13 protein-coding genes are annotated in these 14,524 nt (G+C 55.7%); 5 read left to right on the top strand and 8 right to left on the bottom strand.

The genetic code is table 11. The features are described from left to right. Positions 1-3 precede the first annotated feature (3 nt). The 7 genes from AL01_RS00890 to AL01_RS00860 all read right to left on the bottom strand — a co-directional run bounded on the left by AL01_RS00890 (position 4) and on the right by AL01_RS00860 (position 8,645). On the bottom strand, positions 4-1,377 hold the full coding sequence (locus AL01_RS00890) for a pyruvate dehydrogenase complex E1 component subunit beta (protein ID WP_077395391.1): 1,374 nt from the start codon (positions 1,375-1,377) through the stop codon (positions 4-6). Positions 1,378-1,380: 3 nt separating this feature from the next. After that, on the bottom strand, positions 1,381-2,385 hold the full coding sequence (pdhA, locus tag AL01_RS00885) for a pyruvate dehydrogenase (acetyl-transferring) E1 component subunit alpha (RefSeq protein WP_077395390.1): 1,005 nt from the start codon (positions 2,383-2,385) through the stop codon (positions 1,381-1,383). Between the two features lie 116 nt (positions 2,386-2,501). Continuing rightward, entirely contained in the window at positions 2,502-3,449 is a 948-nt protein-coding gene (trpC, locus tag AL01_RS00880; protein ID WP_143280627.1) for an indole-3-glycerol phosphate synthase TrpC, read from the bottom strand. A 48-nt stretch (positions 3,450-3,497) separates the two neighbouring features. Beyond that, positions 3,498-4,571 carry an anthranilate phosphoribosyltransferase gene (trpD, locus tag AL01_RS00875; RefSeq protein WP_077395388.1) on the bottom strand — a complete coding sequence of 358 codons (1,074 nt, stop codon included), beginning with the start codon at positions 4,569-4,571 and terminating at the stop codon, positions 3,498-3,500. Next, on the bottom strand, positions 4,571-5,170 hold the full coding sequence (locus AL01_RS00870) for an anthranilate synthase component II (protein WP_077395387.1): 600 nt from the start codon (positions 5,168-5,170) through the stop codon (positions 4,571-4,573). Before AL01_RS00870 ends, trpD begins: the two co-directional genes overlap by 1 nt. After that, positions 5,167-6,681, bottom strand: a complete 1,515-nt coding sequence (trpE, locus tag AL01_RS00865) for an anthranilate synthase component I (RefSeq protein ID WP_077395386.1) — start codon at positions 6,679-6,681, stop codon at positions 5,167-5,169. Before trpE ends, AL01_RS00870 begins: the two co-directional genes overlap by 4 nt. Then, positions 6,678-8,645, bottom strand: coding sequence for a peptidylprolyl isomerase (locus tag AL01_RS00860; RefSeq protein WP_077395385.1), 1,968 nt, complete (start codon positions 8,643-8,645; stop codon positions 6,678-6,680). Before AL01_RS00860 ends, trpE begins: the two co-directional genes overlap by 4 nt. Before the next feature lie 158 nt (positions 8,646-8,803). Here AL01_RS00860 and tpiA point away from each other — a divergent pair, with 158 nt between their 5' ends. The 4 genes from tpiA (at position 8,804) to kdsA (ending at position 12,484) form a co-directional block, all read left to right on the top strand. After that, entirely contained in the window at positions 8,804-9,598 is a 795-nt protein-coding gene (tpiA, locus tag AL01_RS00855) for a triose-phosphate isomerase (RefSeq protein ID WP_077395384.1), read from the top strand. An 18-nt stretch (positions 9,599-9,616) separates the two neighbouring features. After that, on the top strand, positions 9,617-9,946 hold the full coding sequence (secG, locus tag AL01_RS00850; RefSeq protein WP_077395383.1) for a preprotein translocase subunit SecG: 330 nt from the start codon (positions 9,617-9,619) through the stop codon (positions 9,944-9,946). 73 nt (positions 9,947-10,019) lie between these two features. Then, the gene (locus AL01_RS00845) at positions 10,020-11,663 is read left to right on the top strand and encodes a CTP synthase (RefSeq protein ID WP_077395382.1); all 1,644 of its coding nucleotides are present in this window, start codon (positions 10,020-10,022) and stop codon (positions 11,661-11,663) included. Then, positions 11,660-12,484 carry a 3-deoxy-8-phosphooctulonate synthase gene (kdsA, locus tag AL01_RS00840; RefSeq protein ID WP_077395381.1) on the top strand — a complete coding sequence of 275 codons (825 nt, stop codon included), beginning with the start codon at positions 11,660-11,662 and terminating at the stop codon, positions 12,482-12,484. Before AL01_RS00845 ends, kdsA begins: the two co-directional genes overlap by 4 nt. A 19-nt stretch (positions 12,485-12,503) precedes the next feature. On the opposite strand, the gene AL01_RS00835 is transcribed toward kdsA, so the two are convergent. Beyond that, positions 12,504-12,986 carry a DUF3429 domain-containing protein gene (locus AL01_RS00835; protein ID WP_077395380.1) on the bottom strand — a complete coding sequence of 161 codons (483 nt, stop codon included), beginning with the start codon at positions 12,984-12,986 and terminating at the stop codon, positions 12,504-12,506. Between the two features lie 113 nt (positions 12,987-13,099). Between AL01_RS00835 and eno the strand changes: the two genes are divergently transcribed. Beyond that, positions 13,100-14,383, top strand: a complete 1,284-nt coding sequence (eno, locus tag AL01_RS00830) for a phosphopyruvate hydratase (RefSeq protein WP_077395379.1) — start codon at positions 13,100-13,102, stop codon at positions 14,381-14,383. Positions 14,384-14,524 lie beyond the last annotated feature (141 nt).

The following is a 14,524-nucleotide window of genomic DNA, read 5'->3' as shown; positions in this document are numbered from 1 at the left end:
GTTTCAGTCTCCAAACTGCTTACGCACAGCTTCAACAATCCACTCCGGCTTGGGCAGAGCCAGCTTTTCCAGATTTGCTGCATAAGGGAGAGGAATATCCAGCCCACAGACACGAGCTGGCGGAGCATCCAGCCAGTCAAACGCCTGCTCGACTGCCACAGTGCAGATTTCGGACCCGATACCTGCGACCGGCCAGCCTTCTTCCACAGAAACGATGCGGCTTGTCTTCTTCACGCTTTTAATAATCGTTTCCGTATCCAACGGCCGCAGAGTCCGCAAGTTTATCACCTCAGCCTCGATACCCTGCTCGGCCAGCAGCTCGGCGGCCTCCAGAGCCACGCCAACCATGATGGAGAAAGCGACCAGCGTCACATCCTTACCTTCACGTTCGATCTTGGCCTTGCCAATCGGCAGGATGAAATCCTCATCCACCGGGCATGGGAACTTCTTGCCGTACAGAATTTCGTTTTCCAACACCACAACCGGGTTCGGATCACGGATGGCTGCACGCAGCAAGCCCTTGGCATCTGCTGCAGACCACGGGGCCACAACCTTCAGCCCCGGAATATGGGCGTACCAGCTACCGAAGCACTGGGAATGCTGTGCGCCGACACGAGCCGCTGCCCCATTGGGACCACGGAAAACGATCGGACAGGACATCTGACCACCGGACATATAACGTGTCTTGGCAGCCGAATTAATGATGTGATCCACAGCCTGAAGGGAGAAGTTCATGGTCATGAACTCGACGATCGGCTTCACTCCAGAAAGAGCCGCACCAACGGCCATACCCGTAAAGCCATGCTCCGTGATCGGCATGTCCATGACACGCTTATCACCGAACTCATCCAACAGACCCTGACTGACCTTGTAGGCACCCTGATACTGGGCGACTTCCTCGCCGAGCAGGAACACGTCCTCATCACGGCGCATCTCAGCAGCCATCGCATCACGCAGAGCTTCACGCACCGTGACCTCTGCCGTTTCACCCCATTCAGGTTCCACGATGTCGGTGGTGGCGCTGCTGGTAGGAGCCTGCGGTGCAGAGGCCGGAGCCGGAATATTCTTTTCTACCTTGGCGGTCGGCTCAGTCTTAGGGCCGAGGTCCAACGCATCCGCAGCGGAAGCGTCTTCACCTTCCTCCAGCAGAACAGCGATGGGTGTGTTCACCGCAACATGGTCTGTACCTTCGGTGATCAGAATGCGCCCCAGAACGCCTTCCTCAACGGCTTCCATCTCCATGGTTGCCTTATCGGTCTCAATCTCGGCAATGACCTCGCCGGGCTTGACCACATCACCTTCTTTCTTGACCCAGCGGGCCAACGTGCCCTCCTCCATAGTCGGAGAAAGAGCGGGCATGAGAATAGGAGAGGCCATGAGTTATTCCCCCACCAGAACGTCTGTCCAGAGCTCGGATGCATCGGGCTCGGGGCTAGTTTCTGCAAATTCGGCAGCATCCTTCACAGTGGCCTTCACATCCTGCTCCACTGTTTTGAAAAAGGATTCATCAATGCCGTGCTTGATCATTTCTGCTTTCAGCGTTTCAATCGGGTCACGGGTCCGGCGCATCTCGTCTACCTCTGAACGCTGACGGTATTTTGCCGGGTCGGACATGGAGTGACCACGGTAACGGTAGGTTTCCATCTCCAACAGGAACGGTCCCTTGCCAGAGCGGCAATGCTCCATTGCTTCCTTAGCGGCCTGATAGACAGCGGCAACATCCATACCGTCAACCTTGCGGGACGGAATCCCCCACGGAGCAGCATTTTTGGACAGGTCCTTGGAGGCAGAAGACCGCTCAATGGAGGTTCCCATGCCGTACCGGTTATTCTCAATCACATAGAGGCAGGGCAGTTTGTGCAGAGCAGCGAGATTGAAGCTCTCATAAACCTGCCCCTGATTGGAAGCACCCTCACCAAAATAGACGATGGAAACAGCACCATCATTCTTATAGGCACTTGTCAGGGCCAGCCCTGTGCCGATGGCCACCTGTGCGCCAACGATACCATGCCCGCCATAGAATTCCTGTTCTTTAGAGAACATATGCATGGAACCGCCCTTACCGTGGGAATAACCACCAGAACGGCCTGTCAGCTCAGCCATAACACCACGAGCGGTCATGCCAGCAACGAGCATTTGCCCATGATCACGGTATGACGTGATGGAGCGATCACCCTTCTTCATAGCAAGACCGATACCGGCCACAACAGCTTCCTGACCAATATACAGGTGGCAGAAGCCACCAATCAGCCCCATACCGTACAATTGGCCAGCTTTTTCTTCAAAACGGCGCACCAGCAGCATTTCTCTGTAGGCGCGTTCCATTTCTTCCCGTGATAGCGCCGGGCCATTCTGCCGGTTCGGCGCATCCGTCATAGAACCCATGACACTCTCCCGCGGTTCACAACTTTGCATAGGGCGGCCTTGTAACAACAGTCTTTGTTGAAAGCTAGCTGTCTAAAGACCCGCCACCCATTTTTTATACTAAATTAGTACTCTTTTCAGAAACCGAGTAGACGCCGGGCTGCCAGACCGGGATCTTCTTCCCGCAGCAGAGATTCCCCGACCAGAACAGCACTGCATCCAGCTTCGCCAACCTTGGTCAGGTCTTCTGTCGTGGCGATACCACTTTCCGACACCACGAGACGATCCGGCGGAACCTGCGGGGCAAGATCTAGCGTTGTCTGAATGTCAGTCTTCAGTGTTTTCAGATTGCGGTTGTTAATGCCGATCAAGAAGCTGTCATAAGCGAGTGCTCGGGTTAGCTCCTCCTCGTTATGCACTTCAATCAGCACGTCCATATCCAGCCCACGGGCAAGAGCGATCAGTTCGGCTGCCTCATCATCCTTCAGGGCTGCCATAATGAGCAGGATACAGTCCGCTCCAATCAGGCGGCTCTCATGCACCTGCCACGGATCAAGAATGAAGTCTTTCCGCAGAATCGGAAGGCTACACGCAGCCCGCACGGCCTGAAGGTCTTCCACACTTCCATGGAAGCAGGACCCTTCTGTCAGAACGGAGATACAGCTTGCTCCAGCATTCTGATAAGAACGGGCAATCTGAGCCGGATCATAATCAGGACGCAGAATACCTGCAGAGGGAGAGGCCTTCTTCACCTCTGCGATAAGGCCCACACGCCTATCAGCCGTAATATGCTGCAACGCCTGACCAAATCCACGGGTCGGCATGGAGACTTCTTTTGCCTTGGCGGCAATCTCCTTCAGCGGCATGACCTGCATGCGCTGTTCGACATCAAGGCGGGTCCTCGTGCAGATGCGCTCCAGCACATCACTACCGCTCTCCCCCCCTCCTGCTGCGGCAGGCGGGGTAGCCTCCGGCTGGGCTGTCTGCTGGGCATCATTATTTGCAGAGACATCAGAAGCCGGAACCTGTCCACCATCCTCTGCAGGGGCAAAAGCAGCCATCGACCGCTGTGGCGAAAAAATCATGATCGTCCTGAATCTTTACCTTGGAACATTAAGGAACGGTTCTAGCGTTCAGTTCTGAGCACTTACACCCGTTTGAGCCCGGATTAAAGCCTTCTGGGCCAACCCCTCATCGAGGGACCGGGCCGCTTCGGCAATATTACGCCGCAAAGCCGGGACGGAAAGACAGCCATTCTCAAGCAGCTTTCCCCGCCCGGCAACATGCAGACCAACAGCAGTATTCAGCAGGACTGTATCACGATAACAGCCTGTTTCTCCTGCAAAAAGAGCCTCCATACGTCGCGCATTACTGACGGGGTCTGCCCCCCTAAGAGCAGCGATCTCGTAATGGGGCAGACCTGCCATGTCCGGCGTCAGGTCAAATGAAACAACCTGTCCATTTTCCCACACCTCATTGTGTGTAGGCCCAGAAAGGGTCAGTTCATCAATTCCCCCTTCATCGGTATGGCCATGCACAACCCATGCAGAAACCGCCCCAAGCTCCCCGAGCACCTGCGCTACAGGGCGGCACCATGCTTCGGCAAACACACCAACAAGCTGACGCCGGACCCGTGCCGGGTTACAGAGTGGCCCCAGAAGGTTAAACAATGTCCGAAAGCCAAGCTGTTTCCGAACCGGAGCGGCAATCCGCATGGCTGGATGATGAAAGGGCGCCGCTAAGAAAGCGAGATGATCCTGCCTCAGGCGTTCTTCCTGCCGGGCGTGGTCAGCTTCGGCAGGAATACCCAGCGCTTCCAGAACATCGGTCGCCCCGGCCCGAGAAGACCAGGCCCGCCCTCCGTGCTTGGCAACAGGAACCCCCAAGCCAGCCAACACAAAGGCCGTGGCTGTGGACACATTCAGCGTCCCCAAACCATCGCCGCCTGTCCCGCAGACATCCACTGTATCTTCTGGCACGTTACGGAGAGCCTGCATATTCTGACGAACAGCCCGTACAGCCCCTGAAAGCTCTTCTGCCGTCTCCCCTCTCATCTGAAGGGCGGTCAGAAAGGCAGAGAGTTCTATCTCCGAGACCTCCCCCTGCATGATGAGCATGAAGGCGGCCTCAGCTTCGGAAACGCTCAGCTCCCGCCCGGCAGCGACCTTCTTGAGAAACGGCAGAAACTGCGTCTTCTGCACGCCCATCAGCTAGCAGCACCCTCTTTCTGCGGAAACACATTGGCCAGTCGCAGGAAGTTGGCCAGAAGCTCACGCCCGGAGTTGGATGCAATGCTCTCCGGATGGAACTGCACACCATGAATCGGGTACTCTCGATGACGAACACCCATGATGACGCCATCTTCCGTTTTCGCATTAACGATAAGTGAATCCGGGATACTGGCTGGGTCCAGCGTCAAGCTATGGTAACGCACCATATCTACCGGGTCCGGCAAGCCAGCAAAGACGCCGCTCCCATCGTGATGAATAGCATTAATCTTGCCATGCATGGGCACGGAGGCACGGACAACACGAGCACCGAAGACCTGCCCGATGGATTGATGCCCCAGACAGACCCCCAGAACAGGTACTTTCCCCGCTGCCTTTTCAATCAGCTCACAGCAGATACCTGCTTCATCAGGGGAACACGGACCGGGAGACAGAACGATGGCAGAGGGGTTCATTTCCAATGCACGGTCAGCGGTCAGCGCATCGTTTCGCTTAACGGCACATTCCACACCCAACGCACCGAAGTGGTGCACTAGGTTGAAGGTGAAACTGTCATAATTATCAATCAGCAGAATCATCTGACGATCTCCTCACATTCAGAGGTCATTGCTGTTCTTTCAGATGATGCGCCGGACGAAGATTTACACCCCCTCCCCGTGGAAACCCTCTGCTGACCGTTATGGATGGCCTGCTTAATGGCCGCTTCTGCCGCTGTAAAAAGTGCACGGGCCTTAGCTCTCGTCTCCTGATATTCGGCTTCAGGATCAGATTCAGCCACGACACCACAGCCAGCCTGCACATACATTTGGCCGTCCTTCAGGAGGGCCATGCGCAATCCGATGCAAGTATCCATCTCGCCATTAGCCCCAAAATAACCGACACACCCGGCATAAGGGCCACGCCGGGTTGGCTCCAGCTCGTCAATGATCTCCATGGTGCGTATCTTGGGCGCTCCCGTCAGCGTGCCCGCCGGGAAGGCTGCAGACAGAGCATCAAGAGCGCTGCACTCGGGCTTTACTTTCCCCGTCACGGTGGATGAGATGTGCATGACGTGGCTATAGCGCTCCACTACGAAACGATCCGGTACTTCCACCGTTCCCAGCTGAGAGACACGCCCAACATCGTTCCGCCCAAGGTCGATCAGCATGAGATGTTCGGCAAGTTCCTTGCCATCGGCCAAGAGTTCTTTTTCCAACGCCAGATCATGCTCACGATCCCGCCCACGGGGCCGGGTGCCTGCTAGTGGGCGGACTGTTACGATACCATCCCGCACGCGCACCAGAATTTCCGGTGATGAGCCTACCAGCGTAAATTCACCAAGTTCCATTAAGAACAAAAACGGTGCTGGATTGATGCGCCGCAGACTACGATAGAGAGCGAGCGAAGATAGCGGGAACGCTGTCGTAAAACGCTGGCTCGGCACAATCTGGAAGGCATCACCTGCGGCAATATAATCCTGCGCCGTTTTCACCTTCTGGAGGAAATCTGCATGAGTGATGTTAGAAACAGGTGCTTCCAGCTGCGTGCCTTCTGGCACTGTTTCTGCTGGGTCCTCCACGGGCTGGCGCAGAGCCGCCACAGCCTTATCCAAAAGGGCCTCACCCTCCTCCTCAGACATACCATCACGTAATGGCGTAGCAAGAATCAGCTCATCCCGCACAATATCGAACACAGCAAAAAGCCGAGGACGAATCATTACCCCTTCGGGGAGGTCCAAATCATTCGGTGGTGGGTTGGGAAGGTCTTCCATCTGCCGGACCATGTCATAGCCCAGCACGCCAAAGACCCCACCAATCATCGGAGGCATGCCCTCTGGCAGCTCCATCCGACTCTCATCAAGGAGTGTTTTTAGCGAGGTCAGCGGAGCCGCATCTTCTTTGCGGCCATCACGAAAGGCCTGACCATCCTTACACCGCCACACCGTATCCGGCAGCAGAGCAATAATGGAATAACGCCCTCGGGCTTCTCCTCCCTCCACACTCTCGAAAAAGAGACGGTACGGATCATCAGCCAGACGAGACAAACGAAGAAAAACGGAAAGTGGTGTCAGCAGGTCTCCTGCTTCTACCCTGTGTAAAATACTACTCACTGCTGGCCTAGCCTTCCTGAAATCATGCTGAGCACCCTCTCATTGACATCATTGAACAGGGTAGCGTTGAAGTGGCGTGGCGGTGCCACACGGGTATAGGACATACCCAACGTCTCCTGAAGGTCATTGCGATAGGCCCCTGCCATACGCGCTGCCTGCTGCTGACGGATGGCCTGAATCAAAGTCGGTGACTCCTCGTAATTACCCGTCACATTGACCAACCAGTACCCATCTCCTTCTTGCAGCATGGCCGTCTGTCCCTGTTTCTGCTCCAGAGCAGCCCGAAGAATGAGAGCCGGCACATCATTGCGCAACTGAAGACGGGAGAAATGCTCATCCTTCTGAAGCATGGCTTCCTCTTTCTGGCCAGCCAGAGCCTGACGCAGCCCCCCCTTCTTCGCCTGCTGATACAAAGCCGTTGCCCGCTGTTCCGTAACATGCTTCCGAGCATCGGCCAGCCATGCATCCTTCACGGCCTGCTGCACAGTCTCGTACGCCTCCTGCTTACCCGGTGTGATGTCATCCACCAACACAGCGAAAGCACTGCCATCCGGCTCTGTCACAACATGCGGAGGCTCATCCTTCTTCTGGCTGAAAACTTGCCCTATCAGAGCCTGACGCAGTGTCCCATCCCCCGGCAGAGGGGCTGGCTCGCCACCCGGCAGATTGCCATGGGCATCTAGGCTACCTTCCAGAGGGACGGCTCCGATATCCGCAGGAATCTTATCCAGCGTCACGGACCCGGCTACAGCTTCCTCGAACGCTCTCTGCCGGTCCTTCAACAGTGCGGTCGCCCGCTCATTCGTCAGGTCTTCCCGAATGCTGTCTTTTAGACTTTCAAAGCTAGCGTGCTTTGCTGGTTTGACGGACAGAACATGCACAACGCTCCAGCCTGCTGCTGTGCGGACGGGAGCAGACACATGGCCTTCCTGCGTATCAAAAGCCGCTTTGCCCAGAGCAGGATCCGGTAGGTCCGTCATACGGGCATCACTCAATGTAGCCGGAATGGCTTTAGGATACTGCTTCTGCAACTCTGCCCAAGACTGCCCCTTCTGCCATGCTGTGGCAATCCGTCCGGCCGTTGCTTCATCCGTTACAGCCAGAACCTCAACAGAGCGCAGTTCCGGACTATTATACCGGGTTGCCTCGGTGGGGTCCTGCATCTTCATTTTGTACGATGCCTGCAGGTCTTCATCAGAAATCTGGAGTGTTTTTGCTACACTCCCTGCCGTCATCACCACAATACGGGCATGACGATATTCAGGCTGACGGAACTGCCAAAGGTGATTCTGATAATAGCGTTTCAACTGCTCATCAGTCGGCTGAGAAGAGACCTCCCCCAAAGAGAAGGGCAGGCGCACCATATCCACCACCTGACCGTGCCCGACATAATTCGCCAGCCAGTCCAGCTCCTGCACTGGAGGCTGCACAGACTTACCAAAAGCAAACATGGTCGCACTGCCATACAGCATACGCCGTGTCTCTTCTGTCAGAGTCTGATGGCTGAGATTGTTGCTCTTGAGCACCTCTTCCATCTTCTTAGGATCGAACCTGCCGCTAGGGTCCTGAAAATCAGGCATAGCGAAAACGATTTTACGAATCGTCTCATCGCCCGGGTTAAGACCATTGCGTTTCCCGGCCAATTCCCCCTCATGCACAAGAATGAGGTTGCGCAGGGCGGCATGACCGATTTCCTGACGTCCCTCCGGGGTCTTCAAAAATTCAGCCGCACCACCATTCTGCTGAATGGCATAGGCAACCTGCCTCTGAATGGCTTTCTGAAACTCAAGAGGCGTAATCTTGCGGGATCCGATCTGCACCACGGTATCACCGCCCAGACCGGACATCCCACCGCCCATGCCGAAAAAAGTGCCTCCCAGCACGACAAAGGAAAGAAAAACCACAAAGGCGATCACCCGGCCGAGCCAGGAGTCAACCAGAAAATGACGCAGGGCAGTAATCATCGAAGACGCATATCACTTTACTGATGGCAGAATAGCATTAGCCGAGAAAACCCGCTAAGCTGCCCCAGCATAGAGATGCCGACACAGATTGACCAGCACGGCGTGTCCCTTCTCTGCCCATGTGCAGTGGATACATCGTGCCGACCGGGGAGAGCAGAATGAGCACCGTACCCAAATTTGTCATTGGGAACTGGAAAATGCAGGCTCGCCACGAGCACGGCCTCCAGCTCGCACGGGACATCGCCCACGCCATGCGGGACACACCGCCGCCATCGCACCTTCATACTATTATCTGCCCCCCCTTCACGCAGCTTGATGGTGTCCATCAGGCGTTGCGGGAGGTCTGTCTGCCGCATGAGCAACTGGCCATGGGGGCGCAAGACTGTTACCCAGCATCCTCCGGGCCCTTCACTGGGGATATTTCTGCCCCTATGATCCGTGACCTCGGGGCACGTTATGTCATTCTCGGCCATTCGGAACGACGCCAGAACCATGGCGAAACCGATGCCATCATCCGCCAAAAAGTTAAAGCAGCTACAGCAGCCGGAATTACGCCGATTGTCTGTATCGGCGAGCATCTGGCAGAGCGAAATGAAGGACGGGCAGCCAGCGTGCTTTCTACCCAAATTGAAGGCTCACTGACACGGGGCTTCCGTGGAATTCTGGCTTATGAGCCTGTCTGGGCCATTGGTAGCGGCATCACTCCTTCACAGGAGGAGCTTCAGAGAAAGCTACAGCTGATCCGTGCCCTGCTACCAATGAGGCTTATGACGGATGACATTCGTGTTCCGGTCCTGTATGGCGGGTCTGTAACTTCCGTTCAGGCTCCCTCCATCATGTCCATCGAGGCAGTGGACGGGGTGCTTGTCGGCAGTGCCAGCCTTGAGGCACAAAGCTTCTTGGACATCATTGGCGCTGCGGCTGAAGCAACTGCGCCTCAGCCTTCCCCATAACCTGTTGGACCTGACTGCATGACCACATTTCTGCTTATCCTCACTGTTCTGGTTGCCCTGGCCCTTATCGGCGTTATCCTGATCCAGCGTAGCGAAGGCGGTGGTCTCGGCGTTGGCAGCAGTCAGGGGCTAGGTTCCTTCATGTCCGGCCGTGGCACAGCAACCCTGCTGACCCGCAGTACGGCTGTGCTGGCTGCCATCTTCATGATTCTCTGCCTATGCCTGGCTGTTCTGAACCGTGGAGCCTCTAGCGGGGGTTCAGGCCGTGATATTCTGGCCCATCCGCCTGTCAATCAGCCTGCTGATGTGGCCACTCCTGCCGCCCCGCAGACACCACAGCATCCCTGATCCATTTTTCATGGGAAGCGGAGCGCATAATCTGCTTCCCCTTCCCCCCCTCTTCACTATATAAGGGCCTCCCATGACGCGCTTTGTTTTTGTGACGGGTGGGGTTGTATCCTCCCTCGGTAAAGGTATTGCTTCGGCAGCTCTGGCTGCCCTCCTCCAGGCCCGTGGGCATAAGGTCCGCATCAGGAAACTGGACCCTTATCTGAATGTTGATCCGGGCACGATGAGCCCTTATCAGCACGGTGAGGTGTTCATCACTGATGACGGCGCCGAGACCGATCTCGATCTCGGCCACTATGAACGATTCACGGGCGTGCACGCCCGTCGTTCTGACAACACCACGACAGGCCGTATCTATTCCAATGTGATCGCCCGGGAACGCCGTGGCGACTATCTTGGGGCTACTGTTCAGGTCATTCCGCACATCACGGATGCCATCAAGGAAGCTGTAGTTACAGATACGGACGGCTATGATTTCGTGCTGGTCGAAATTGGCGGCACGGTTGGTGATATTGAGAGCCTCCCCTTTCTGGAAGCCATCCGCCAGCTCCGTAACGATCTGGGCCATGAGAACACAATGTGTGTTCATCTCACCCTCCTGCCCTATATTCCTTCCGCTGGTGAACTGAAGACGAAGCCGACCCAACATTCTGTCAAAGAGCTCCAGAATGTCGGCCTCCAGCCGCAGATCCTTCTCTGCCGGTCAGACCGTCCCATCCCGCAGACGGAACGGCAAAAGATCGCCAGTTTCTGTAATGTCCGGCCTGAAGCTGTAATTGCTGCGCTGGATGTCGATACCATCTATGCCTGCCCCATCGCTTATCACGAGCAGGGCATGGACCGTGAGGTTCTCCGTTATTTCGGTCTCCCTCACGAGACAGCTCCCGACCTCTCCCGCTGGGAGAAGATTGTCCGTGGCGTGCGGGAACCGAAGGGTGAAGTCCGCATCGGCATTGTTGGGAAATACACAGCACTGCTGGACAGCTACAAATCCCTCGCCGAAGCTCTCCTGCATGGTGGCATCTCACAGGATGTCCGTGTCCATATGAACTGGATTGATGCGGAAGAACTGGAAGACCCAGCCAATCTTGATGAGCTACTACGCGGCATGGATGGTATTCTGGTACCCGGCGGCTTTGGTGAGCGTGGCTCCGAAGGGAAGATCAACGCCGTGCGTTATGCACGTGAGAACAAGATTCCCTTCCTTGGCATCTGTTTCGGTATGCAGATGGCTGTCATTGAATGTGCCCGCTCACTCGCTGGCCTGAAGAAAGCCTCTTCTACGGAGTTCGGCCCCACGGATGAGCCTCTGGTCGGCCTTATGACTGAATGGGCCCGCGGCACAGAGCTGCTGCGCCGCCGTGAAGGCGGAGACCTTGGCGGCACCATGCGTGTCGGTGCCTATCCGGCCAAACTTGTCGAAGGGTCTCGCGTTGCAGAGGTCTACGGCAAAACAGATATCCGTGAACGTCACCGTCACCGCTGGGAAGTCAACGTCCATTATCGTGAGGTTCTGGAAAAGACGTCCCTGCGCTTCTCCGGTATGTCGCCTGATGGTGTGCTGCCAGAAGTCGTGGAATATCCTGACCACCCGTGGTTCATTGGTGTGCAGTATCATCCAGAACTGCTCTCTAAGCCCTTCGATCCGCATCCGCTGTTCGTAGGCTTTGTTGGTGCTGCTAAAAAAGAGCACCTCTCACGGGAAGAGAATGTATGAATATCCCTCTCGGAAACTTCATCATCGGGCAAGATCAGCCTTTCCGGCTGATCGCTGGCCCGTGTCAGATTGAATCCCGAGACCATGCCTTCTTCATGGCAGAGGCCCTACACCGCCTCTGCCATGAGCTGGATATCCGGCTCATCTACAAAAGCAGCTTTGATAAAGCCAACCGTAGCTCGGTCCATGCTGCCCGTGGTGTTGGAATGGAGGAAGGGCTGAAAATCCTTTCCGATATTCGTACCCAATTCGGGATTCCTGTCCTGACGGATGTTCACGCCCCAGAACAATGCGCCCCCGCTGCTGAAGCCGTGGACGTCCTTCAGATTCCGGCCTTCCTCTGTCGGCAGACGGACTTATTGCTAGCCGCTGGGCAAACGGGACGGGCCATCAATGTCAAAAAAGGGCAGTTTCTAGCCCCTCAGGACATGCAGAATATTGTCGATAAGCTGAAATCCACTGGAAACGAACGCATCCTACTTTGCGAACGTGGTACATGCTTCGGCTACAATACGCTCATCAATGATATGCGAGCCCTGCCCATCATGGCACGGACCGGATATCCTGTTGTCTTTGATGCCACCCACTCCGTACAGCAGCCGGGTGGGCTCGGTACAGCAACCGGTGGACAGCGGGAGTTTGTCGCACCGCTAGCCCGTGCTGCCCTAGCAACGGGCGTCAGTGCCCTCTTTATCGAAACTCATCAAGAGCCGGATACAGCACCCAGCGATGGCCCAACCATGATCCCCCTCGCTGAAATGCGGGACCTGCTTGCGCCACTCAAAAAGATTGATCAATTGGTCAAATCAGAAGTCCTCTGAGTCGCCTCATTTCCCGGCTCTAAAACTGACCCTGTGGTGATAGCAGAGCAAGTAGAAAACCAATCACACATAACCCGGTGCTGACCGCCCTCATCATAAAATAACCGGGCGGCAGATCACCACAGCGGTTGGCGATTCGTTCCAGAGCAAAGATGCCTGCAAAACCGATCACTTCTAGCCCAAAGCCGATCCTCAGATTCCCCAACAATCCGACACAAAGGGCCAACCATCCCCACAAAAAGGCGAATGCCCCCAGAAGAAGGGCGCGTCCATCCCGCTGCCCCTCGCCCTTTGGCAGGATGATTGTAGGCTTACTAGCTAGCAACCCCCATTGGACAGCCCCATAGAAAGACAGCAGACATCCCCCATAGGTAAGTAGAATAAGGCTGAGGTGGGGTAATGATGTCAGCACTCCAGCCAGAAACAGCCAGCCCCCCACCAGAAAGGGGAAAACGCCGCCAAGCACAATAAGCATGGCAGCTGTGACAGGAAATTGTCGCATCGTAATTGACCTCAGGCGCGTATTTTGAGACTGAAATAGAGCGAAAGCGGATCCAGGCTATTATCTGATAATAGGCCGTTCAGGGTCCGCCGCATAGAGTCAGGAGAAGTCCCTTGAGCGCTATTGTTGATATTATTGCCCGCGAAATTCTGGACAGCCGTGGTAACCCGACTGTTGAGGTAGATGTTGAACTGGCCTCCGGTGTTACCGGTCGTGCTGCCGTTCCTTCCGGTGCCTCCACCGGTGCCCACGAAGCTGTAGAACTGCGTGATGGCGACAAAAAACGCTTCCACGGTAAGGGCGTCCTGAAGGCTGTCAACGCCGTGAACACGGAAATTGCCGACAAGCTGCGTGGCATGGAATCTGAAGATCAGATCGCCATTGACCAGGCCATGATCGACCTCGATGGTACACCGAACAAGGCCCGCCTTGGTGCCAACGCTATCCTTGGTGTCTCTCTCGCCGTGGCCCGCGCCACAGCTGAAGAGCTGGACCTGCCGCTGTACCGCTATGTTGGTGGCACATTTGCCCATGTTCTGCCTGTTCCGATGATGAACATCATCAACGGTGGTGAGCATGCTGACAACGCCATCGACTTCCAGGAATTCATGATCCAGCCGGTTGGTGCTTCTTCCGTTGCTGAAGCCATCCGTATGGGTTCTGAAATCTTCGCTTGTCTGAAGAAAGAGCTGCACAAGAACGGTCTGAACACCAACGTTGGTGATGAAGGCGGTTTCGCTCCTAACCTCAGCTCCACCGAGGAAGGCCTGAAGTATATCGAGAAGGCTGTTGCAGACGCTGGCTACAAGTTCGGTACGGACATCACGCTCGCTCTCGATTGTGCTTCCACCGAGTTCTACAAGAACGGCCGCTACGAGATGAAGGGCGAAGGCAAGAGCTTCAGCTCCAGCGAAATGGTCTCCTATCTGGAGAAGCTGACCAAAGACTTCCCGATTGTATCCATTGAGGATGGTCTGGCTGAAGATGACTGGGAAGGCTGGAAAGAGCTGACCGAGCGTCTCGGTGACCGCGTCCAGCTGGTCGGTGATGACCTCTTCGTCACCAATCCGGTCCGTCTGAAGGAAGGTATCGAAAAGGGCGTTGCCAACTCCCTGCTCGTGAAGGTGAACCAGATCGGCTCCCTGACAGAGACACTCCGTGCGGTGGAAATGGCTCAGCGAGCTGGCTACACCACTGTCATGAGCCACCGTTCTGGTGAAACAGAAGACAGCACCATCGCTGATCTCGCTGTCGCCGTGAACACAGGGCAGATCAAGACAGGCTCCCTGTCCCGTTCCGACCGTATGGCCAAGTACAACCAGCTGATCCGCATTGAGCAGCAGCTGGGCAAGAGCGCCGAGTATGCTGGTCGCAGCATCCTGAAATCCCGCAAGTAATTACGGGTGTAGGACCAGCCAGATAATGGCTGATCTGCCAACGGAAGGGGCCCCCGTCTGTTTCCAGATGGGGGCTTTTTTCATGCTCTCTTTCTAGATTTTATTGCTAGCCGACCAAACACATAACTTGCCTCTCCGACT

Source organism: Bombella intestini (assembly GCF_002003665.1).
Classification (GTDB): domain Bacteria; phylum Pseudomonadota; class Alphaproteobacteria; order Acetobacterales; family Acetobacteraceae; genus Bombella; species Bombella intestini.
This window is presented reverse-complemented; position numbering and strand designations above follow the sequence as displayed.

Coding starts and splice junctions, on each gene's coding strand:
- tpiA (WP_077395384.1), top strand. CDS start 8,804: ATGAGCACCGTACCCAAATTTGTCATTGGGAACTGGAAAATGCAGGCT.
- AL01_RS00870 (WP_077395387.1), bottom strand. CDS start 5,170: ATGATTCTGCTGATTGATAATTATGACAGTTTCACCTTCAACCTAGTG.
- AL01_RS00845 (WP_077395382.1), top strand. CDS start 10,020: ATGACGCGCTTTGTTTTTGTGACGGGTGGGGTTGTATCCTCCCTCGGT.
- trpD (WP_077395388.1), bottom strand. CDS start 4,571: ATGGGCGTGCAGAAGACGCAGTTTCTGCCGTTTCTCAAGAAGGTCGCT.
- AL01_RS00890 (WP_077395391.1), bottom strand. CDS start 1,377: ATGGCCTCTCCTATTCTCATGCCCGCTCTTTCTCCGACTATGGAGGAG.
- kdsA (WP_077395381.1), top strand. CDS start 11,660: ATGAATATCCCTCTCGGAAACTTCATCATCGGGCAAGATCAGCCTTTC.
- trpC (WP_143280627.1), bottom strand. CDS start 3,449: ATGATTTTTTCGCCACAGCGGTCGATGGCTGCTTTTGCCCCTGCAGAG.
- secG (WP_077395383.1), top strand. CDS start 9,617: ATGACCACATTTCTGCTTATCCTCACTGTTCTGGTTGCCCTGGCCCTT.
- AL01_RS00835 (WP_077395380.1), bottom strand. CDS start 12,986: ATGCGACAATTTCCTGTCACAGCTGCCATGCTTATTGTGCTTGGCGGC.
- pdhA (WP_077395390.1), bottom strand. CDS start 2,385: ATGGGTTCTATGACGGATGCGCCGAACCGGCAGAATGGCCCGGCGCTA.
- AL01_RS00860 (WP_077395385.1), bottom strand. CDS start 8,645: ATGATTACTGCCCTGCGTCATTTTCTGGTTGACTCCTGGCTCGGCCGG.